Annotated in this window: 18 protein-coding genes; 8 read left to right on the forward strand and 10 right to left on the reverse strand. The window is 71.5% G+C overall.

Features of this window, described 5'->3' with window-relative positions:
• Nucleotides 1-8 precede the first annotated feature (8 nt).
• Complete coding sequence (locus ACWGKU_RS06830; RefSeq protein WP_452177508.1) at nucleotides 9-860, reverse strand: fumarylacetoacetate hydrolase family protein; 852 nt, start codon at nucleotides 858-860, stop codon at nucleotides 9-11.
• Nucleotides 861-1,364: 504 nt separating this feature from the next.
• On the opposite strand from ACWGKU_RS06830, the gene ACWGKU_RS06835 reads away from it, so the two are divergent.
• From ACWGKU_RS06835 to ACWGKU_RS06860, 6 genes are all read left to right on the forward strand, one after another.
• A complete protein-coding gene (locus ACWGKU_RS06835) occupies nucleotides 1,365-2,411 on the forward strand; it encodes a sugar ABC transporter substrate-binding protein (RefSeq protein ID WP_452177509.1) in 1,047 nt (348 codons plus the stop codon).
• 84 nt (nucleotides 2,412-2,495) lie between these two features.
• Nucleotides 2,496-4,052 (forward strand): sugar ABC transporter ATP-binding protein, encoded by a 1,557-nt coding sequence (locus ACWGKU_RS06840; RefSeq protein WP_401051542.1) that lies wholly within the window; start codon nucleotides 2,496-2,498, stop codon nucleotides 4,050-4,052.
• Complete coding sequence (locus ACWGKU_RS06845) at nucleotides 4,036-5,067, forward strand: ABC transporter permease (protein WP_452177510.1); 1,032 nt, start codon at nucleotides 4,036-4,038, stop codon at nucleotides 5,065-5,067. The genes ACWGKU_RS06840 and ACWGKU_RS06845 overlap by 17 nt, the downstream gene beginning before the upstream one ends.
• 135 nt (nucleotides 5,068-5,202) lie before the next feature.
• The gene (locus ACWGKU_RS06850) at nucleotides 5,203-5,898 is read left to right on the forward strand and encodes a FadR/GntR family transcriptional regulator (protein WP_401051537.1); all 696 of its coding nucleotides are present in this window, start codon (nucleotides 5,203-5,205) and stop codon (nucleotides 5,896-5,898) included.
• 74 nt (nucleotides 5,899-5,972) lie between these two features.
• The gene (locus ACWGKU_RS06855) at nucleotides 5,973-7,010 is read left to right on the forward strand and encodes a sugar ABC transporter substrate-binding protein (RefSeq protein WP_401051535.1); all 1,038 of its coding nucleotides are present in this window, start codon (nucleotides 5,973-5,975) and stop codon (nucleotides 7,008-7,010) included.
• 110 nt (nucleotides 7,011-7,120) lie between these two features.
• Nucleotides 7,121-9,934 carry a ricin-type beta-trefoil lectin domain protein gene (locus ACWGKU_RS06860; protein ID WP_452177511.1) on the forward strand — a complete coding sequence of 938 codons (2,814 nt, stop codon included), beginning with the start codon at nucleotides 7,121-7,123 and terminating at the stop codon, nucleotides 9,932-9,934.
• Between the two features lie 113 nt (nucleotides 9,935-10,047).
• On the opposite strand, the gene ACWGKU_RS06865 is transcribed toward ACWGKU_RS06860, so the two are convergent.
• Together ACWGKU_RS06865 and ACWGKU_RS06870 are read right to left on the reverse strand one after the other, a co-directional pair.
• Entirely contained in the window at nucleotides 10,048-10,458 is a 411-nt protein-coding gene (locus ACWGKU_RS06865) for a hypothetical protein (protein WP_452177512.1), read from the reverse strand.
• Nucleotides 10,459-10,704: 246 nt separating this feature from the next.
• On the reverse strand, nucleotides 10,705-11,193 hold the full coding sequence (locus ACWGKU_RS06870; RefSeq protein ID WP_401055313.1) for a SitI3 family protein: 489 nt from the start codon (nucleotides 11,191-11,193) through the stop codon (nucleotides 10,705-10,707).
• 103 nt (nucleotides 11,194-11,296) lie between these two features.
• Between ACWGKU_RS06870 and ACWGKU_RS06875 the strand changes: the two genes are divergently transcribed.
• Nucleotides 11,297-11,704, forward strand: a complete 408-nt coding sequence (locus ACWGKU_RS06875) for a hypothetical protein (RefSeq protein ID WP_401055314.1) — start codon at nucleotides 11,297-11,299, stop codon at nucleotides 11,702-11,704.
• Nucleotides 11,705-11,801: 97 nt separating this feature from the next.
• Here the strand turns inward: ACWGKU_RS06875 and lspA are convergent, their stop codons facing one another.
• From lspA to ACWGKU_RS06910, 7 genes are all read right to left on the reverse strand, one after another.
• Nucleotides 11,802-12,317: a signal peptidase II gene (lspA, locus tag ACWGKU_RS06880; protein ID WP_452177513.1), complete on the reverse strand. Its 516-nt coding sequence runs from the start codon at nucleotides 12,315-12,317 to the stop codon at nucleotides 11,802-11,804.
• 243 nt (nucleotides 12,318-12,560) lie between these two features.
• Nucleotides 12,561-14,249: an ABC transporter ATP-binding protein gene (locus ACWGKU_RS06885; protein ID WP_452177552.1), complete on the reverse strand. Its 1,689-nt coding sequence runs from the start codon at nucleotides 14,247-14,249 to the stop codon at nucleotides 12,561-12,563.
• A gap of 86 nt (nucleotides 14,250-14,335) precedes the next feature.
• A complete protein-coding gene (locus tag ACWGKU_RS06890; protein ID WP_401050579.1) occupies nucleotides 14,336-15,325 on the reverse strand; it encodes an ABC transporter permease in 990 nt (329 codons plus the stop codon).
• Nucleotides 15,322-16,374, reverse strand: a complete 1,053-nt coding sequence (locus tag ACWGKU_RS06895) for an ABC transporter permease (protein ID WP_401050581.1) — start codon at nucleotides 16,372-16,374, stop codon at nucleotides 15,322-15,324. Before ACWGKU_RS06895 ends, ACWGKU_RS06890 begins: the two co-directional genes overlap by 4 nt.
• Nucleotides 16,375-16,406: 32 nt before the next feature.
• Nucleotides 16,407-18,125 (reverse strand): ABC transporter substrate-binding protein, encoded by a 1,719-nt coding sequence (locus ACWGKU_RS06900; protein ID WP_452177514.1) that lies wholly within the window; start codon nucleotides 18,123-18,125, stop codon nucleotides 16,407-16,409.
• A 146-nt stretch (nucleotides 18,126-18,271) separates the two neighbouring features.
• The gene (locus ACWGKU_RS06905) at nucleotides 18,272-18,364 is read right to left on the reverse strand and encodes an Ms4533A family Cys-rich leader peptide (RefSeq protein ID WP_317620150.1); all 93 of its coding nucleotides are present in this window, start codon (nucleotides 18,362-18,364) and stop codon (nucleotides 18,272-18,274) included.
• A 139-nt stretch (nucleotides 18,365-18,503) separates the two neighbouring features.
• Nucleotides 18,504-19,049: a GNAT family N-acetyltransferase gene (locus ACWGKU_RS06910; protein WP_401050584.1), complete on the reverse strand. Its 546-nt coding sequence runs from the start codon at nucleotides 19,047-19,049 to the stop codon at nucleotides 18,504-18,506.
• Nucleotides 19,050-19,243: 194 nt separating this feature from the next.
• Here ACWGKU_RS06910 and ACWGKU_RS06915 point away from each other — a divergent pair, with 194 nt between their 5' ends.
• Nucleotides 19,244-19,921 (forward strand): SMI1/KNR4 family protein, encoded by a 678-nt coding sequence (locus ACWGKU_RS06915; protein WP_401054169.1) that lies wholly within the window; start codon nucleotides 19,244-19,246, stop codon nucleotides 19,919-19,921.
• Nucleotides 19,922-20,008: the final 87 nt, after the last annotated feature.

Below are 20,008 nucleotides of genomic sequence, written 5' to 3' on the forward strand. Positions count from 1 at the left end.
GGTGCCTTTCACGCGTTGGAGAAGGTCTGGCGCTGGGTGCCGAGGCCGTCGATGGCCAGTTCGACGGTGTCGCCCGCGCGCAGGTAGGGGTTGCCGGGCAGGCCCAGGGCCACGCCGGCCGGGGTGCCGGTGTTGATCACGTCTCCGGGGCGCAGCACCATGTACTGGCTGAGGTACCAGACGGTGTGGGCGACGTCGAAGATCATGTTCTTGGTGCTGCCGTCCTGGCGGGTCTCGCCGTTGACGGCCAGCCGGAGGCCCAGAGTCTGCGGGTCGCCGGCCTCGTCCGGGGTGACCAGCCAGGGGCCGAGCGGGTTGAAGGTCTCGCAGGACTTGCCGAGGTCCCACTGCCCGGAGTACTCCAGCTGGAACTCGCGTTCGGAGACGTCGTTGCTGATCGCGTAGCCCGCGACATGGGCGAGGGCCTGTTGGGGCGAGTCCAGGTAGCGGGCCTCGCGGCCGATCACGACCGCGAGTTCGACCTCCCAGTCGGTCTTCACCGAACCGCGCGGGATCAGCACCCGGTCGCAGGGGCCGACCACGGTGGAGGGGTCCTTCATGAAGACCACCGGCCGGCCGGGGATGGCGGCTCCGGTCTCCTCGGCGTGGTCGCGGTAGTTGAGGCCGATGCAGACGACCTTGCCCGGCCGGGCGATCGGCGCCCCGACCCGCAGGCCGGCCGCGTCGATCGGAGGGAGCTCACCGGCGGCCAGGGCGGCGCGAACGCGGTCGATCCCGTCCGAGGCGAGGAACGCTCCGTCGATGTCACCGGTCAGGCCCGTGAGCGCGAAGACCCGGCCGTCGTCACCGAGGGCTGCCGGAACCTCTTCTCCCGCCGGTCCGATCCGCAGTAGCTTCATGCCCTGACTCCCGTCATAGGTCTGCGGGCCGGGCCTCTTCACCGGCCAACACATCGGATGAATCCGTGACGCCCTGACCATACGAGCCTCAGTCACATCCTCGCAAGAAGTCCTCCGATGTTTGCCGGACGCGTCAGCTGTACGCTCTCTAACCATCCGTCAAATATGCAGCTCAGAGTGGAAATACCGCTTCATCCACGACACGGTGCGGAAACCCGGACGTCACGGTTGAGAATCATCCGAGGTTTCCTCTTGTCAGTCAGATGTCAGGCTCGTATGGTCCTCGTGACCCGCAAGCCATCCGATGACTGTGGGAAGCGCGATCCGGAGCCGTCTGCCACGGGCCGCCGCAACGGGAACCGGCCTCCCTCCTGGTGAGGGCTGGAGGGGATGCCGACTCCCCCCGCCCGCTTCGCCCACCGGAACGGGCGACTCGGCCTCCCACCACGCCGGCTCCACGCCCCACGGGGGAGCCCGGACATCCCAGCCAAGGAGATCAGCACCATGAAGCCTCGCTCCTCCAGAATCGCGGCCACGGCCGCCGCCGTAGTCGTCCTGGCGGGGGCCGCCACGGCCTGCAACCGCGGCAGCGCGACGGACTCCGCCGCCGGCGGCAAGCCGGCGCTCGGCATCGACCTGCCGCGTGCGGACTCCGACTTCTGGAACTCCTATGCGCAGTACGTCAAGCAGGACGCCACCGCCCAGGGCCTGAACACCCTGCCGGTGAGCAACTCGCAGAACGACGTCACCAAGCTGGTCGCCAACGTCCAGGTCTTCCAGAACACCGGCGCCAAGGCCGTCGTCATGGCCCCGCAGGACACCGGCGCGATCGCGTCCACCCTCGACCAGCTGTCCGCCAAGAAGATCCCCGTGGTCAGCGTCGACACCCGTCCCGACAAGGGGAACGTCTACATGGTGGTGCGCGCCGACAACAAGGCGTACGGCACCAAGGCCTGTGAGTTCCTCGGCAAGCAGCTCGGCGGCAAGGGCAAGGTCGCCGAACTCCAGGGCGCGCTCAGCTCCGTCAACGGCCGCGACCGCTCCGAGGCCTTCGCCGCCTGCATGAAGGAGAACTTCCCCGACATCCAGGTGATCGAGCTGGCCACCGACTGGAAGGGCGACGTCGCCTCCGCGAAGCTCCAGTCCACCCTGGCCGCCAACCCGGACCTGGGCGGCGTCTACCTGCAGGCCGGCGGCGTCTTCCTGCAGCCCACCCTCGCCCTGCTCCAGCAGAAGGGCCTGCTCAAGCCCGCCGGCAAGCCCGGCCACATCGCCATCGTCTCCAACGACGGCATCCCGCAGGAGTTCGACGCGATCCGCAAGGGCGACATCGACGCGACCGTCTCCCAGCCCGCCGACCTCTACGCCAAGTACGCGCTGTTCTACGCGCAGGCCGCGGCCGAGGGCAAGACCTTCCAACCCGGTGCCACCGACCACCAGTCGACCATCGTCTCCCTGCCCAACGGTTTGGAGGACCAGCTCCCCGCTCCCCTGGTCACCAAGGAGAACGTCGACGACAAGTCCCTCTGGGGCAACGGCGTAGGCAAGTAGCCCCACCGACCCCACGTGAGCGGCGGTCCGGGCTCCCCTCTCGGCGCCGCCGTTCTCGGATCCTGCGGAAAGGACACCCCCGCCATGGCGGACCCCAGCCCCGTCCGGGGCCCCGTCGTCGAGGCCGACGGGATCAGCAAGCGCTTCGGCGCCACCGTCGCCCTCAGCGACGCCCGCATCTCGGTCGCGCCCGGCGAGTCGCACGCCCTGGTCGGCCGCAACGGCGCGGGCAAGTCCACGCTCGTGTCGATCCTCACCGGCCTGCAGAACCCCGACACGGGCACCCTGCGCTTCAACGGCGAGCCGGCTCCCGCCCCCGGCGACGCCGACGCCTGGCGCTCCCGGGTCGCCTGCGTCTACCAGCGCTCCACCATCATCCCCGCGCTGACCGTCGCCGAGAACCTCTTCGTGGACAGGCAGAGCACCGGCGCCCTGCGCCCGATCAGCTGGAAGCGGCTGCGCGGCCGCGCCACCGAGCTGCTCGCCGAGTACGGCGTGGACGTCGACCCGACCGCGCGCGCCGAGGACCTGAGCGTCGAACAGCGCCAGTTCGTCGAGATCGCCCGGGCGCTGTCCTTCGGGGCCCGCTTCATCATCCTGGACGAGCCCACCGCGAAGCTCGACGCACGCGGCATCGAGCGGCTCTTCGACAAGCTGCGCTCGCTACAGGAACAGGGCGTCGCCTTCCTGTTCATCTCCCACCACCTGCAGGAGGTCTACGACCTCTGCACCACCGTCACGGTCTACCGCGACGCCCGGCACATCATCACCGCGCCGGTCGCCGAACTCGACCAGCAGGCCCTGGTGGAGGCGATGACCGGCGAGAGCGCCCGGGGCAGCGAGCCCGCCTGGTCGGTGACGAGCCGCACGCGCACCGACGGCGCCCCACTGCTGGAGGTCTCCGGCCTCAGCCTGGCCGGCGCCTACCAGGCCTTCTCCCTGACCGCGCGGGCCGGCGAGGTCGTGGGCCTGGCCGGGGCGGCCGCCAGCGGCAACGTCCGGCTCGGCGAGACCATCGCCGGCCTGCACCGCCCGCAGGCCGGCACGATCACCGTCGCGGGCCGCCCGGTGCGCACCGGGCGCGTTCCCGCCGCTCTCGCGGCCGGCATCGGATTCGTGCCCGAGGACCGGCACATCCAGGGCCTCATCCCGCAGCGCAGCGTCGCCGAGAACGCCACCCTGACCGTCACCGACCAGCTCGGGCCGTTCGGCACGGTGCTGCCCTCGCGCACCCGGGCCTTCGCCGAGCGGATGATCGGCGACCTCGACATCAAGACGCCCGGCCCCTCGGCCCCGGTGTCCGCCCTGTCGGGTGGAAACCAGCAGAAGGTGGTCATCGCCCGGGCGCTGGCCACCGAGCCGCACGTCCTGGTGGCCATCCGGCCCACCAACGGCGTCGACGTCAAGTCGAAGGAGTCCCTGCTCGGCACCCTTCGCGAGGTCGCCGACGCCGGGAAGAGCGCTCTGATCGTGTCCGACGAACTCGACGACCTGCGGGTCTGCGACCGCGTCGTGGCCATGTTCCACGGCCGCGTCGTCGCCGAGTTCGAGCACGGCTGGAGCGATGAACAGCTGGTCGCAGCCATGGAGGGCATGCCCGGCCGGACCGACACGAAGGAACGCGATGTCTCCCACCACTGAGGTACGCCCGCTCGCGGCCACCGCCCCCGCCACGCCGGTCGGCCGGCGCTTCGACCTCGCGCGCTACCGCGACCTGTCGCTCGTACCGGTCCTGCTCGTCCTGGGCGTCATCGGTTTCGCCGTCTCGCCCGCCTTCCTCACCTCCGACAACCTCCTGGGCGTCGGTCAGCAGGCCACCGAACTGAGCCTGCTGGTCCTGGCCGAGGCGCTGATCCTGATCGTCGGCCGGATGGACCTGTCCCTGGAATCCACCATCGGCGTGGCCCCCGTCATCGCCGTCTGGCTGGTCCTGCCCGACCACGGCGCCCGTTTCAACGGCCTCGGGCTCTTCCCCTCCTGGACGGCCATCCCGCTGTGCCTGGCCGTCGGCGCGCTCATCGGGGCGATCAACGGCTTCCTGATCCTCAAGCTGCGCCTCAACGGCTTCATCGTCACCCTCGGCGCGCTCACCCTGCTCCGCGGCCTCCAGGTCGCGATCTCCCAGGGCCAGTCGATCGTCAACCTGCCCGGTTCCTTCACCTACCTCGGCAGCACCAGCTGGCTCGGCGTCCCGGCGGCGATCTGGATCTGCGCCCTGCTCTTCCTGGCCGGCGGCGGCGCCCTCGCCTGGCTGCGCCACGGCCGCGCCCTGTACGCCATCGGCGGCAACCCCGAGGCCGCCCGCGCCGCGGGCATCCGGGTCGACCGGATCACCTGGATCGTGCTGATCCTCGGCGGCCTGCTGGCGGCCTTCGCCGGTGTCCTCTACACCGGCCACTACGGCTCCATCTCCGCCGACCAGGGCAACGGGTGGATCTTCCAGGTCTTCGCCGCCACCGTCATCGGCGGCGTCAGCCTCAACGGCGGCCGCGGCACCCTCTTCGGCGCCCTGACCGGTGTGCTGACCCTCCAGCTCGTGGTCAACGTCATGACCCTCGCGGGCGTGCCACCGCTGTGGAACCAGTTCCTCAACGGCGCGATCATCATCGTCGCGCTGATCATCTCCCGCTTCGCCTCGGGCGAGAAGCAGGAGTGACGGGTCCCACCGCCTGAGAGCCGCCGAAGCGGCGCGACCAGCCCGGCGGGTAACCGGTCGCGCCGCTTCGGGCTCCCCTTCCCCGCCTCTCGACCGACCACCACTCCCATGCCCGCACGCAGGAGGCGAACACCCATGGCGGTGACCGACCAGGCCATCGAGAGGATCAAGGAGATGATCGTCTCCGGTGCCCTGCCTCCCGGCGCGAGACTCCCCAACGAAGCCGATCTCGCCGACCAGCTCGGGCTGTCGCGCAACTCGCTGCGCGAGGCCGTCCGGGCGCTCACCGCGATGCGGATCCTCGTCCCCAGGCAGGGCGACGGCACGTACGTATCCGGCCTGGAACCCCACCTCCTGCTGGAAGCCATGGCCTTCGCCGCCGACGTCTCCCACGGGCACACGGCCCGGCAACTCCTCCAGGTACGGCGCCTGCTGGAGCCACAGGCCACCGCCCTCGCCGCCGGCCTGCTCACCGACGGACACCTGCGAACGCTGCGGGCCGTCCTCGACCGGAGCGCCGCGGCCGCCGGCATCGAGGAGTTCATCGAGCTGGACATCGACTTCCACCGCACCATCGCCGATGCCGTCGGCAACCCGGTGCTGTCCACCCTGCTCGGCATCCTCTCCACCCACACCCAGCGGCTGCGCATCGTGCGCGGTACCCGCACCACCGCCCGCGAGCAGGCCCACCGCGAACACGAGGCCATCTGGCAGGCGCTGGTCGACCGCGACGCCGTCCTGGCCGCCAGTGCCAGCACCGTGCACGTCGCCGCCGTCGAGGACTGGCTGGCCGCCGGCACCGGCTCCCTGGGCCTCGGCACCGTCGCCTGACGGACGTGCCGGGTCCCGCACATCCTTTCCCCCGCCAATGCGCACGACACCCACCGCCCAGGACGGTCTCACACATGAAGAGCGTAACCATCCGGACCACCCGCACCGGCTCCGTCGCCGTGTTGCTCGCCGGCTGCCTCACCGCCTGCGGGGTCACCGACGACGCCGGCGACTCCCGCCCGCGGATCGGCATCGACATCCCCCGCGCCGACTCCGACTTCTGGAAGGCGTACGCGAAGTACCTCCAGCAGGAGATCGACGACCAGCATCTGCGTGTGCTGCCCCCGACCCATTCGGACGGCGACGAGGCGACGTTCACCGCCAACATCCACAAGCTGGCCGCCCGGCATCCCAAGTCCATCGTCATGGCGCCGCAGAACACCATGGCCACCGACTTGACACTCTCCGACCTGTTCCGTGCGAACGTCCACGCGATCAGCGTGGACACCGAACCGGAGCACGGCAACGTCTACATGGTGGTACGCGCCGACAACCGCTCGTACGGCGCCAAGGCCTGCGAGTTCCTCGGCAAGCAACTCGGCGGCAAGGGCAAGGTGGCCGAGCTCCAGGGCGCACTGAGTTCCATCAACGGATACGAACGCTCCGAGGGATTCGCCGCCTGCATGAAACGCAACTTCCCCGGCATCCAGGTGATCGCGCTGGCCACCGAGTGGAAGGGCGACATCGCCTCCGCCAAGCTCCAGTCCACCCTTGCCGCCAACCCGGACCTGAACGGCATCTACCTGCAGGCCGGCGGTGTCTTCCTCCAACCCACCCTCGCCCTGCTCCAGCAGAAGGGCCTGCTCAAGCCCGCCGGCCAGAGCGGCCACATCGCCATCGTCTCCAACGACGGCATCCCCGCCGAGCTCGATGCGATCCGCAAGGGCGACATCGACGCGACCGTCTCCCAGCCCGCCGACCTCTACGCCAAGTACGCCCTGTACTACGCCAAGTCCGCCGCCGAGGGCAAGACCTTCCGACCCGGGCCCACCGACCACGGGTCGACCATCGTCTCCCTGCCCAACGGCCTGGAGGACAAGCTCCCGTCATCCCTGGTCACCAAGGAGAACGTCGACGACCCGTCGCTCTGGGCCAACCACGCCGCGGGCTGACCGAGACGGCCCCAGAACCGGACCGGCAGCCACCGCGACAACGGGACGACGGGACTCCGGTCCGTGCACCACCACTGATGGCTCCCCCACCCCCACTGAAGGGCCGCAACATGCGAAGTGCACCGGTGGTCAGGGCGATAGTCGCCCTGACCCTTGGTACCACCGCCGCCGCCTGGTCACCCGCCACGGCGACCGCCGCCTCCTCGACCACGACCACCGCCTGGTCCAACGGCGCGTTCTCCGTCGACACCGCGAGCCTCGTCCGCGAGGCGAACATCGTCCTGGGCAGCCCGAACACCGCGGCGACCCAGTCGATTCCGCTGGGCAACGGCACCCTCGGCGCCGCGGTCTGGGCCGCCAACGGCTTCACCGCCCAGCTCAACCGCGCCGACACCCTGCCCGGCCGCAAGTCCCCCGGCTGGCTCCAGATCCCCGGCCTGTCACGGATCACGAGCGCAGCCGACTTCACCGCCACCGTCGACCCGTACGACGGCGTGCTGCGCGAGTCCGGCGGCGGGATGAGCGCGGCGATCCACGTCCGCGCCGACAAGGACGAGCTGGTCGTCGACGTGACCGGCGCCGATCCGAACACCGCCCAGTCCGCCACGGTCAACCTGTGGTCCGGGCGCACCCCGGCCGCAGCGGCCTCCGGCAGCATCGCGACACTCGCCGAGACCTGGGTCGACAACAACGCCACCACCGGATCCGGCCGGACCTTCGGCTCGTTGGCCGCACTCACCGCCGACGGGCGCGACGTCACCGCCACGGTCACCGACGCACAGACCGTGCAGGTGAACCTCACCCCCAACGCCGACGGCAGCTTCCGCATCCTGGTCGGCAGCCCGAACTGGACCGGCGGCAACGCCGCCGCCACCGCCGCCTCGCTGCTGGGTTCGGACGCGACCGCGAGCGCCGACGCCCTGCGGGCACCACACCTGGCCTGGTGGCACGACTACTGGGGCAAGCTCGGCCTGGTGAAGCTCTCCTCGGCGGACGGGACCGCCGCCTACCTGGAGAAACTGCGCACCCTGTACTACTTCTACACCGCCGAGGAGTCCCGCGGGCCGCTGCCCGGCTCCCAGGCCGGAGTCGCCGACCTCTTCAACTTCTCCCAGGACACCCAGAACTGGTACCCGGCCGGCTACTGGTTCTGGAACATCCGCGGACAGGTGGCCGCCAACATCGGCGCCGGCGCCTTCGACCTCAACACCGGCCTCTACAACCTCTACACCTCCAACCTGGCCGACATCCAGGCCTGGACCAGGACCCACATGAGCAACCGGCCCGGGATCTGCGTGCCGGAGACCATGCGCTTCAACGGCAACGGCTTCCAGAACGACGGCGACCCGTTCGGCGACGCCTCCTGCGACCAGGCACTGACCACCTGGAACGGTGCCACGGTCTCCACCGGCGCCGAAATCGGGCTCTGGGTCTGGCAGCAGTACCTGACCACCGGTGACAAGGCCTTCCTGGCGGCGAACTACCCGCTCATGCAGCAGTCCGCCCAGTTCCTGCTGGCCTTCACCACGGTCGGCGCCGACGGGAAGCGGCACGCGGTGGCCAACGTCCACGAGAACCAGTGGAACGTGCAGGACCCGGTCAACATGATCGACGCGATGAAGGGCCTCTTCCCCGCCACGATCTCCGCCGCCAGGATCCTGAACGCCGACGCCTCACTGATCTCCCGACTGCACGCCGCGATCCCGCAGATCCCCGACTACCCGCGCACCGACGCCGCGACCCACCGGCAGAACCTCACTGCCTCCGCCGACGCCTCCGGCACCGACGTGCTCGGCCAGTCCTCGCAGCCCACCGCGACGGTCTACAACACCGAGAACGACGACCTGGAAGCCGTCTGGCCCTACGGCCTGATCGGCGACGACTCACCACTGCTGCCCGTGGCCCGGCGCACCTACAGCAGCCGGGTCAACGTCCAGCAGAACGACTGGAGCTTCGACGCCGTCCACGCCGCCCGCCTCGGCCTGCCCGACCGGGTCGCCGCCGACCTGACCGCCCTGACCCGGAAGTACCAGACCTATCCCACTGGCCTGGCCAACCTGTGGGGCCAGTCCGGCGGCACCGAGCCCTACATCGAGCAGGCCGCCAACGTCGCACTCGCGATCAACGAGGCCCTGGTCCAGGACTACGACGGCCTGCTGCGGATCGCCCCGGCCCTGCCACAGGGCTGGGACGCCGACGGCACCCAGTACATCCACGGCGGCAGCACCGTCTCCGTCCAGGTCCACGGCGGCGTCATCGGCACCGTCGGCATCCACGCCGGCTCCACCGGCACCATCAACATCCGCAACCCCTGGCCCGGCCAGAGCGTGTCGGTCGTCGACGGCACCGACAAGTCGACCCTCATCGTCCGCCCCACCAGGGCCGGACGGTTCACCATCCCGACCACGGCCGGCAAGTCCTACCTGGTCCAGCAGGTGTCGGTCCCGGTCTCCGGCATGACGTTCAGCCGGCTCTCCGGCACACCGGCGACAGCGGCCAGCCACCTGGGCACCGTCCAGATCGGCCTGGACAGGACCACCGGCACCGGCCACATCACCGGCATCAACGGCCTGTGCGTCGACGACTCCGGAGCCGGCACCGCCGACGGCAACCCGATCGTCGTCTGGGCCTGCAGCGGCACCGCCGCCAACCAGCAGTGGACCGTCGGCACCGACGGCACCCTGCGCACCCTCGGCAAATGCATGACCGCCCCCGGCACCAACCCCGGCAACAACACCCCCGTCCAGCTGTACGGCTGCGTGAGCGGCGCCGGAAACCAGGTCTGGCAGCCCCAGGCCGACGGCACCCTCAAGAACCCGCAGAGCAACAAGTGCCTGGACGACTCGGGCGCCGGCCCCGCCGGCACCGGGCTGATCCTGTGGGACTGCTCCGCCGCCGCCAACCAGATCTGGCGCCTGCCCTGATCCCGACCTGACGCACCGAGGCCCGGGTGCCGACCCATGGTGGTGATCGGCACCGTCTTCGGCGAGGCGACGCCGGGTCGGCCCGGCCGGCAGTGGATCGGACCCGTCGTTGTTCAGGGGAGGGTGGCGAGGGTGTGCAGGGTGGCGAGGACCTCGGCCTCGACGACGGCCGTGGGGGTGTAGAGGGTCTCGTCGTGCCACAGGGGCGGATGCGCGGGGGCGTCGGGCAGGTGGTGGCCGAGGGAGGTGCGGGCGCGGGCGAGGGGCTCGGTGGGGGTGGTCGGGGCGGCGAGCAGGATCTGGACGCCGTAGGCGATCTCCTCGGGGGTGGGGCCCCAGATGCCCCAGGAGCCGTCGGGGTGCTGGGTCAGCGTCGCCCATTCGGCGGCGCGGCGCAGCGCGGGGCGGGCGGCGGAGCCGCCGAATCGGGCCAGGGCGGTGTCGTCGGCGTCCGGCGCGAGTCCGGGCGCGCCGCGCACGCTGCCGTGCTCGGTGAGGGGTTCGAGCTCAAGCAGCCCGCACAAAGGCCGAGTTGACGCGATGGACGGCTGTGGAGATTCGGCGGGCGCCGATCCCTCCGCAGACGATCGCGCGGGGGCCGGACACCCGTGGGGCGCCGCGATCGCGCCTCGCGGACGCGCCGGGCCCTGGGTTCGTGCGCTACCCGGCCCTTCGGTGATGACTGGTGACCGACCGGCCCGCCCGCTGCCGCACCGTGTTCCGGCGCGCCGGGGCGAGTCGTCCCGGCGAACGGCGATGCCCCGGTCCGGTCATCCCTCGTCGACGAACTCGTGCGTCTGACGGCGGTAGCGCCGCGAGACGGCGGCCAGGCGCTCCGGCGGCCAGATGTCGGACCTCTCGCCGAGGGTCAGCTCGCCGTCCTGACGCACCAGCCAGACGTCCTCCTGGTCGAGGTGCAGAACCGCGTCACCGGGCACCTGCACGAGGAGGGCGTCGGCCAGCCGGATCATGTCGTCCTGCTGGCCGGAGATGCCGGTCTCCTTGCCCAGCCGGAAGGCGACCGAGACGGTCGGGGTGAAGGCGCGGCCGCCGATCCGGGGATCTCCCCAGGGGATGGGCTTGCACGGGGTCACCCGGATCCAGGTGCCGCACGCCGTGAGCGCGCCGTCTGCGAGCAGCGTGTCGACGGTCGCGGGGACGGCGAAGAGCCGCATCGGCCGGGCGACGCCGACGAGCTTCCGGGCGACCTGGACCGGGGCCCACGGGGTCACCAGTTCAAGGCTGTAGGAAAGGGCCATGTGATCCGTCCTTCTCGTCCTCCACGGGTGGCGGAGGACCATGGTGCCAGGCGCGTCGATCTTGGTGCCTCCTTCATTCCGTCCGACAAACAAAGGGGCCCTCATGAACGGCAGGATCGCGACCTGGCTCGGCGTCCCCGCACTGGCCGTGGGGATGCTGCTCGGCGCAGCTCCGGCGCACGCCGGCACCGGGGTGCGGATCGACGGCGCGACCGTCTCCGGCAGTGCTTCGACGACGGTGAACATCACCATCGCGTACTCCTGCGACCCCGGCGGCTTCGTCAGGTCCGCGACCGTGACCGCCGAGGACCGGCGCTCCGGTGCCCTCGGCGCCACCCGGTTCGCCCCCAGCTGCACGGGCGCGACCGTGAAGGCGGTCGTCCCGGTCACGACCCTGAACCGGAACAGCTTCGCCGCGGGCGACCCGGCGGGCGCCCACCTCTCACTGCTCGACCTCGACGACACCGAGGAGCTCGGGACCATCGCCCAACTCACCATCGGCAACGGTTAGGAGGGCCCGGCGCCCCGGCCTGCCGGGCTCGGCCCGTCGCGGCGCCGGGCCCGCGCCCGTACGGCAGCGTTACTGCCCGGCCGGAAGGCCCATCGCCCTACTGGCCCCTCCTCTCGGCAGTCCGCTCCGACGCGCCCGCCTCGGCCGGCGCGTCGGACGCGAGCGTGCCGTTCAGGCGGATGCCTCGTGCCGAGGCCCACATCACCAGGGCGCTGCCGCACACCACGCCACAGTCGGCGAGGTTGAAGACCGGCCAGTGCGGCAGTTGGATCCAGTCCACGACGCGTCCCTGCCACGGGGAGGGGGCCCGGAACAACCGGTCGACGAGATTTCCGGCTGCCCCGGCGATGACCAGCCCGAAGGAGACCGCCCAGACGGGGGTGCGGATTCGGGGCGACACCACCAGCATGGCGACGACGACCACGATCTTCACCGTGGTGAAGAACCATGCCTCCCCCTCGCCGATGGAGAATGCTCCACCCGAGTTGAAGACCAGCGTGAATTTCAGAAGCCCACCGAGGGCCTCTGTCGGATCGCTCCCCGAGAAATGTGTCAGCGCTATCTGTTTGGTGACGAAATCCGCCGCCAGCAGCACGAGTGCTACGGCTGCCATGATTCCCGACCGTCGAGGCATGTCACCGGGCGAGGAAGCTCCTCGCGCAACCCATAGGCGTAGTAAGCCAGTCATGGCCGCAGTGTAGGTGACGGCGGCCGGCGCCCCGGCGGGCCTGAGTTCCGCCGGAGCGTCCGTCCCGCCGGACCCGCACGGACGGTGTCGTGGTGTGCGCCGAGTGCTCCGGCAACGCGGCCGGCCCGCACCCCGTGGGGTGCGGGCCGGTCCGGTGCCGGGGGTCGGTCAGACGCCGGCGGTCGCCAGTCGGGCGTGACGTCGGGCGGTCGCCTCGACCGGGTCGAGCACGGGTACGGCGGCCAGCAGGCCCTTGGTGTAGGCGTGCTGGGGCGAGTCGTACACGGCGTCGGCTTCGCCCTGCTCCACGATCCGTCCGGCCCGCATCACGGCGACCCGGTCGCTGACCTGCCGGACCACGGCGAGGTCGTGGGCGATGAAGACCAGCGCGAGGCCGAGGTCGCGCTGCAACTCGCCTAGCAGCTCAACCACTTGGGCCTGCGTGGTGACGTCCAGCGCGGAGACCGGTTCGTCGCAGACGATCAGTCGCGGCTGGGGCGCGAGCGCCCGGGCGATGCCGACCCGCTGCCGCTGCCCGCCGGAGAACTCGTGCGGATAGCGGTGGTACCAGTCGGGGTCGAGCCCCACGCGTTCGAGGAGTTCGCCGACCCGGACGCGGATGCGGCGCTCGTCGCTCTCGCCGGCGATGCGCAGCGGGTCGGCGACGGACTCCCCGATGGAGCGGCGCGGGTTGAGCGAGGACACCGGGTCCTGGAAGACCATCTGCAGTTCCCGCCGGAGCGGGCGCAGTTCCTTCTCCCCGAGCGCGCCGATGTCGCGGCCGCGGTAGTGGAGCCGGCCGCCGGTCGGTTCCAGCAGCCGGACGAGCATCCGCCCGAGCGTGGTCTTTCCGGAGCCGGACTCGCCGACGATGCCCAGGGTCTCGCCGGCCCGTACGGTGAGCGAGACGCCGTCCACGGCGGTGACGGGGGCGGCGCGCCGGATGAGGCCGCCCCGGGTGGCGAACTCCCGGCGCAGGTCGGTGGCTTCGAGCAGGACCTCTCCCCCGGCCGGCTCGGCCGGTCGGGTCGGCCCAGTCGGAACGGTCAACGCGGTCGGGACGTCCGGAGCGCCGGGTGCGTCGACCCGGGGCACCGCCGACAGCAGCGCGCGGGTGTACGGCTCACGCGGAGCGCCCAGCACCTCGGTGACCGGGCCGTGTTCCACCGCCCGGCCGTCCTTCATCACCAGCACCCGGTCGACGCTCCCGGCGACCACGCCCAGGTCGTGGGTGACCAGGACCAGCCCGGCCCCGGTCTCCGCGCGCAACTCGTGGAGCAGGTCGAGGATCTGGGCCTGGACGGTGACGTCCAGCGCGGTCGTCGGCTCGTCGGCGACCAGCAGCCGCGGCTCGCAGGCCAGGGCCATCGCGATCAGCACCCGCTGGCGCATGCCGCCGCTGAACTCGTGCGGACGCGAGCGCGAGCGGCGGGCCGCGTCGGCGATGCCGACGCGGTCGAGCACCTCGACGGCCCGGGCCCTGGCGTCCCGGCGGGAGACGTCCCGGTGGACCCGGACGACCTCGGCGATCTGGTCGCCCACCGCGTAGTACGGGTCGAGCGCGGAGAGCGGGTCCTGGAACACCATGGCGGCCAGTCCGCCGCGCAGGCGCCGGAGTTCCGCGCCCTCGGCGGTGACGGCGTCCACGCCGGCGACCCGGACGGTGCCGCCGATCCGGGCTCCGGTCCCGCGGTGCAGGCCGAGCAGTCCGTAGGCGACGGTGCTCTTGCCGGAGCCGGACTCGCCGACGATGCCGAGTGCCTGTCCGGCCTCCAGGGTGAAGCCCACGCCGTCGACGGCGCGCACGTGGCCGCCGCCGACCGGGAAGTCGACGACCAGGTCCCGGACGTCGACCAGGGGTTCGGCACCCCGTGACTCGACACCCCGTGACTCGGCCCCCGGAGACTTTGCGACCAGGCGCTCGGCGCCCAGCGGTTCGACGCTCACGTCAGGACCACCCTTCGGTCGGACACCGCGTAGAGCACGTCCGCGATGACGTTGGCGAGGACCACGCAGAACCCGGTGACGAGGGTGAGGCCGACGACGGTCGGCAGGTCGATCAGGCCGACCGAGGTGACCAGCAGTTTGCCGAGCCCCGGGAGGCCGAAGAGCGACTCGGTCAGCACGGCGGACCCGAACATCGTCCCGAGGTCGATGGCGGTGAGCGCGATCACCGGGGTGAGCGCGCCGCGCAGCGCGTGCCGGGTCACCAGGCGCCGCTCGCTGACGCCGTACGCCCGGAAGGTCCGGATGTGGTCGTCGGCGAGGGCCTCCAGCATGGACGAGCGGGTCAGCCGGGCGTACTTGGCGGACTCGATCAGGGCGAGCGAGACCCAGGGCAGCAGCAGGCCCCAGAACCACTGCTGGGGGTCGTCGGTGAGCGGTACGTAGCTCGGGAACGGCAGCCACTGGAGCTGGGCGCACAGGACGATGAGCAGCACCAGGCCGATGATGAACACCGGGATCGAGCTGCCGGCCAGGGTCAGGCCGGTCAGCAGGCGCTCGCTGAGCCGGCCCCGGCGCAGCGCGGAGACCAGCCCGGTGCCGACCCCGAGGATGAGCCAGAGCACCATCGCGCCGAGCGCGAGCGAGGCCGTGACCGGCAGCCGGGCGGTGATCATGTCGGTGACCTGCTCGCCGCTGCGGTAGGAGACGCCCAGGCAGGGCGCCGGGCAGTGCAGCAGGCCCGTGCCGGCGCTGAAGTCGCGGCCGGCGACGATGCCCTGGAGGAAGTGGGCGTACTGCAGGTGGACGGGGGCGTCGAGGCCGAGCCGTTCGCGCACCTGGGCGACCTGGGCGGGGCTGCACTTCTCGCCGCAGGCCAGCTGGGCGGGGTCGCCGGGGGCGATGTAGAAGACCGCGTAGACGATCAGGGAGAGGGCGAGCAGGACGCCGAGCATGCCGACGGCCTTGCGGAGCAGGAAGCGGGTCATGCGGTGGCCTCCTCGGCGCCGCTCGAAGAACCGGCAGTCGACAGACCGCCACTCGAAGAGCCGCCGCTCGCCGCACCGGCGCCGCCCCGCGCCGTGCCGACCCGCAGCCGGGAGGCCGCGCGGGGGTCGAGCTCGGTGCGGACGGCGTCGCCGAGCACGGTGAAGGCGAGCACGGTGACGAACAGCAGCGCCGACGGCAGCAGTACGTACGTCGGGTCCGCGCGGAACCAGGTGGTCGCGCCGGAGAGCATCTGGCCCCAGGAGGAGGTCGGCGGCTTGACGCCCACGCCGAGGAAGGAGAGCCCGGCCTCGGCGATCACATTGGACGGGAGCAGCACCGCCGCGTAGGTGATGACCGGCGCCGCCAGGGAGGGCAGCAGTTCCCGGCGGGCGATGCGCCACCGGGTGGCGCCGGCGAGCCGGGCCGCGGCGACGTAGTCGAGCTGCCGGAGGCTGAGTGTCTGCGCCCGGACGATCCGCGAGGTGCCGGCCCAGCCCAGCAGCCCGATGACCAGGGTCAGCAGGAGCGGGCGGGGGAATCCGGAGGGCACGACCGCCATCAGCGAGATGGCGAAGACCAGCGAGGGCAGCGCGAGCATCACCTCGGTGGTGTTGCCGATCAGCTGGTCGAGCAGCCGGTTGCCGAGGCCGGCGGTGAGGCCGAGCAGGACGCCGATCGCGACCTGGACGAGGGTGGCGCCGACGGCGACGAGCAGCGAGATCCGGGCGCCGTGGACGAGCCGGGCGAACACGTCGCGCCCGGTGCCCGGTTCGACGCCCAGCCAGTGCTCGGCGCTGACGCCGCCGAAGGAGCCGGTGGGCACCCCGCCGGCCGCCGAGTCGAGCAGGTCGTTGTGGTAGCTGGTGGGGTCCTGGCCTTCGAGCGCGCTGAGCAGCGGTGCCGCCGCCGCGACGAGGGCGAGCAGGACGATGACGAGGCCGGCGGCGAGGGCGGCGCGCCGCGCGAGCAGCCGCCGCCACACCTGCCGGCCCCCGGCGGCCGGGGAGGCCGCGCGGGCCTCCCCGGCGCTGGGTTCCTGTGGAGCCATGGTTGTCTGACCGATCCGTCCGTTCCCGACCGCTACTTGACCGCGACCTGGGAGATGTCGAGCACGCCGGTCCAGTCGCTGATGACGATGGTGCGGACGTCCTTGCCGGACAGCCGCTTGTAGACGGGGTGGAACAGCGGGACGGTGAGGGCCTGGTCGCCGATGCGCTGGTCCAGGGCGCCCCAGCGCTTGGCGGCCTCGGCGTGGTCGGTGATCTTGTTGATCTGGTCGATCTCGTCGTTCACCGACGGGTCGTCCAGCTGCGCGGAGTTGAAGTTGTAGCCGTCGGTGACGATCTGCCGGCCGTCGAAGATGGGCGCGAGGAACGGGCCGCCGGACGGCCAGTCGGCGCCCCATCCGGAGAGGAAGAGGCCGGGCTCGGTGCTGACGGTGTGGATCGTCTTGGAGTACCTGGTGGAGTCCAGGGCCTCCAGCTGGACGGTGATCCCGGCGGCCTTCAGGCCGTCCTGGACGGCGGTGGCCAGGTCCGGGCCGTAGCCCTTGCCCACGGCGCTGGAGTGGGTGAGCGTGATGGTCAGGCCGTCCGGGTAACCGGCCTCCTTCAGCAGCTCCTTGGCCTTCTCCGGGTTTCCGGTGGCACCGGCCGGGAACGGGTCGTAGGGGGTGTACCCGAAGGTCTCCTGGGTGGGCAGGTAGGTGGTGGCGGCCTCGGCGAGCGAGGAGCCTCCGGCGGCGTTGACGACCGAGGTGCGGTTGACCGCGTAGGCGACGGCCTGCCGGACCTTGGGGTTGTCGAAGGGCTTGACCTTGGGGTTGAACGCCAGGTAGTTGACGTAGCCGAAGTGGCCGGTGCCGACGCGTGCGGCGAGGGCCTTGTCGTCCTTCACCTGGGCGAGTTCGGAGGGGCCGAGGTTGGTGTCGGTGGTGACGGCGGCCGCGTCGGCGCCGGTGCCGGCGGAGAGCCGCTGGTTGATCACCGCCGGGTCGAGACCGGACTGCACGTCGACGGTGTCGGGGTACGCCTTGCGCTGGTCGTCCGTCGCCGCCGACCAGTTGGGGTTGCGCTTGAGGACGAGGTGCGCGCCGTCGTTCTCGTTCTTGACCACCTGGTAGGGGCCGGAGGAGACGGGGTGGTCCTGGTACTTCGTCCCGGTGTCCTTGGCCTTCGGGACGGGTGCGAACTGCGTCTGGGTGGCCAGGTACGGGAAGTCGCCCTCGGGCTTGTTGAGGCGGAAGACGATGGTCTTCTCGTCCGGCGTCTCGATGGCGTCCAGGGTGCGGCCGTCCTTGTACGGGCCCTGGTAGTCGGCGGCGCCGACCAGCCAGTCCCTCAGGAACGGTGCGCCACCGGAGAGTTCGGGGGCGAATGACCTTTCGATGCCGTACTTGATATCGGCGGTGGTGATCGGCGAGCCGTCCTCGAACTTCAGGCCGTCCTTGAGGTGGTACGTCCAGACGGTGGCGCCCTCGGAGGGGGTGCCGGTGTCGGTGGCGAGGTCCGGGACCACCTTGGTGCCGGCCGCGCCGTCGGCCCGGTTGCGGGTGGTGAGGGTGCGGAAGACGAGCGAGGGGACGTTGCCGCCGCCGGAGGTGTAGAGCCGTGCGGGATCGAACTGGTCCTGCGGGTTCTGGTTGAGGACGGTGAGGGTGCCGCCCTGCTGCGGCGCGGCGTCCTTGCCGGTGCCACCACCGCCGTCGGCCTTCGGTCCGCACGCCGCCAGTCCGACGACGAGCGCGACGGTGACGGTCGCCGTGGCGAGGCGGCGAGGGGTGAAGGTGGTTCGAGACATCGGAAAGGGAGCCTTTCGCTACCGATGGTGTACGGAGGAAGGCGGGCGACAGTGAGGCTTCGAGAAGAGTGAGCGGCACCGCGCCCGCAGGGAGGGGCGACGCCCCGATGCGGCGATCACCGCACAACGCGTCGGGGCAGGCGGATTCAGCGACAGAGATTGTCGGAAACGCAGTGCGCGGCCACGCCGATCAGCGCCAGCTCGATGGCGGCGCACTCGATCGGGTGACGGTCAGACATGCCGAGAAGACTGTAGGAAGTTAAGCGGAATGTCAAAACTCCACTTATGACCTGCCCACCAGGAGAACGCCGGAACCGATTTCCACCGGGCCCGGGGACGCCGGAACGGGCAACGGGAACCGCCCGGACGCCCCGGCGATCACAGCGGCGCAAGGATCATCAGGACCTCGTCGCGGGTGTCGTGGGGAGCGAGCCGGAGGGCTTCGGGCCAGCGTCCGATCTCGCGCCAGCCGAGCCGCCCGTAGAAGTCCTCCAGGCCCTCGCCGCCGCGCGCCGCCAGGCGCAGCTGTTCCAGGCCGAGCTCGTCGCGGGCGATCCTCCGGAGCTCGCGGACGAGGGCGGATCCGATTCCGCGGCCGCGGAAGGCCGGGTGGGTCTGGAGGTGGTGGACGGTGCCCCAGTGCCCGACGAGCCGGTAGGGGTCGCGGTTGAGGACGACCCATCCGGCCAGGACGCCGTCGACCCGGGCGGTGAGGAGCCGACTCCGCTGCGGGTCGAGGCGGGCGAGGAGCCCGTCCGCGGCGGGCGTGACGTCGTCGCGCCCCACCGGAGGGAAGGGGAATCCCGCGGCGCCGCCGCTGTTGGTGACCGCGATCCAGCAGTCGATCAGCTGCTGCCGGAGTTCGGCGGTGACGTCGTGCGGGTCGGTCGTCTGGACGAGCTGGAGGGCGGCGTCGTACGGCATGGGGCGAAGGATGCCAGAGGGCTCCGACACCCCTCCCGAAGCCGGGGAGCCTCCACCGCCCCCGCACGGGGCCGGACCGGTCCCCTCTCGAACAGCCGGTCGTCACCGGCCGCCGCCGCGACTACTACCCTGAACGACGAACATCCGTCAGGCCCGTCTCCGCCACCGGCAGAACCAGGAGAACCAGGAAAGCCATGAACACCCAGGTGGACTGGTCGTCAGTCCGGGAACGCGTCATGGCGGTGGAGGAGGCCGAGCGTCGGGCCCGTGGCCTCGGGCCGTCCCGGTACCCGGTGTTCGAACCCGCCCTGACCCCCGCCGAGATCGCCGAGGCCGAGACCCAGTTCGGCGTCGCACTCCCCGGTGAGTACCGCGCATTCCTGGCGGAGGTCGGGGCCGGCGGTCCCGGACCGGCGCTCCACCTCACCTCGCTGCGCCGGATCGACGGGACGTGGGGATGGGTCTGGGACGACGACGAGGACCAACCCTGGCTGCTGGACCCCAGCGGCCCGTTCGTCGAGACGGAGGGCTGGGCCGACCGGCAGACCGCGACGCTTCGCGCCGCCGGGTACGAACCCGCCGCCCGGGACGGGGACACCAACCGCCTGGACGACTACCGCGAGGTATTCGGCGACGCCGGCGACGAGATCTGGCGCGTGGAACGCGGCCGGGGCGCGATCCACATCAGCGACAACGGGTGCGGGATGACCAGCTGGCTCGTCGTCGTCGGCCCTCATCGCGGAGAGCTCCGCGACCGGGACTGTGCGGTCGACCCGCCCTTCGAGCCGTGCGTCGACGCGCAGGGGAACCGCCACACCTTCGCCACCTGGTACCTCGACTGGCTGGAGCGACGCGAAGCGGCATCCCGGTGAACGGGCGCGGCGAGGCGGACCCGGGCGCGGTGCCCCTCCGCCGCCCGCCCCGGGTCGCCCGCCGCCGGGGTGTCCGGATCGAGCTGC

This window comes from Kitasatospora sp. NPDC054768, from assembly GCF_053612025.1.

What these genes read in the sequence shown, in the direction of transcription:
- ACWGKU_RS06830 (WP_452177508.1), bottom strand. Translation starts at nt 860, where the DNA reads ATGAAGCTACTGCGGATCGGACCGGCGGGAGAAGAGGTTCCGGCAGCC.
- ACWGKU_RS06835 (WP_452177509.1), top strand. Translation starts at nt 1,365, where the DNA reads ATGAAGCCTCGCTCCTCCAGAATCGCGGCCACGGCCGCCGCCGTAGTC.
- ACWGKU_RS06840 (WP_401051542.1), top strand. Translation starts at nt 2,496, where the DNA reads ATGGCGGACCCCAGCCCCGTCCGGGGCCCCGTCGTCGAGGCCGACGGG.
- ACWGKU_RS06845 (WP_452177510.1), top strand. Translation starts at nt 4,036, where the DNA reads ATGTCTCCCACCACTGAGGTACGCCCGCTCGCGGCCACCGCCCCCGCC.
- ACWGKU_RS06850 (WP_401051537.1), top strand. Translation starts at nt 5,203, where the DNA reads ATGGCGGTGACCGACCAGGCCATCGAGAGGATCAAGGAGATGATCGTC.
- ACWGKU_RS06855 (WP_401051535.1), top strand. Translation starts at nt 5,973, where the DNA reads ATGAAGAGCGTAACCATCCGGACCACCCGCACCGGCTCCGTCGCCGTG.
- ACWGKU_RS06860 (WP_452177511.1), top strand. Translation starts at nt 7,121, where the DNA reads ATGCGAAGTGCACCGGTGGTCAGGGCGATAGTCGCCCTGACCCTTGGT.
- ACWGKU_RS06870 (WP_401055313.1), bottom strand. Translation starts at nt 11,193, where the DNA reads ATGGCCCTTTCCTACAGCCTTGAACTGGTGACCCCGTGGGCCCCGGTC.
- ACWGKU_RS06875 (WP_401055314.1), top strand. Translation starts at nt 11,297, where the DNA reads ATGAACGGCAGGATCGCGACCTGGCTCGGCGTCCCCGCACTGGCCGTG.
- lspA (WP_452177513.1), bottom strand. Translation starts at nt 12,317, where the DNA reads ATGGCAGCCGTAGCACTCGTGCTGCTGGCGGCGGATTTCGTCACCAAA.
- ACWGKU_RS06890 (WP_401050579.1), bottom strand. Translation starts at nt 15,325, where the DNA reads ATGACCCGCTTCCTGCTCCGCAAGGCCGTCGGCATGCTCGGCGTCCTG.
- ACWGKU_RS06895 (WP_401050581.1), bottom strand. Translation starts at nt 16,374, where the DNA reads ATGGCTCCACAGGAACCCAGCGCCGGGGAGGCCCGCGCGGCCTCCCCG.
- ACWGKU_RS06900 (WP_452177514.1), bottom strand. Translation starts at nt 18,125, where the DNA reads ATGTCTCGAACCACCTTCACCCCTCGCCGCCTCGCCACGGCGACCGTC.
- ACWGKU_RS06905 (WP_317620150.1), bottom strand. Translation starts at nt 18,364, where the DNA reads ATGTCTGACCGTCACCCGATCGAGTGCGCCGCCATCGAGCTGGCGCTG.
- ACWGKU_RS06910 (WP_401050584.1), bottom strand. Translation starts at nt 19,049, where the DNA reads ATGCCGTACGACGCCGCCCTCCAGCTCGTCCAGACGACCGACCCGCAC.
- ACWGKU_RS06915 (WP_401054169.1), top strand. Translation starts at nt 19,244, where the DNA reads ATGAACACCCAGGTGGACTGGTCGTCAGTCCGGGAACGCGTCATGGCG.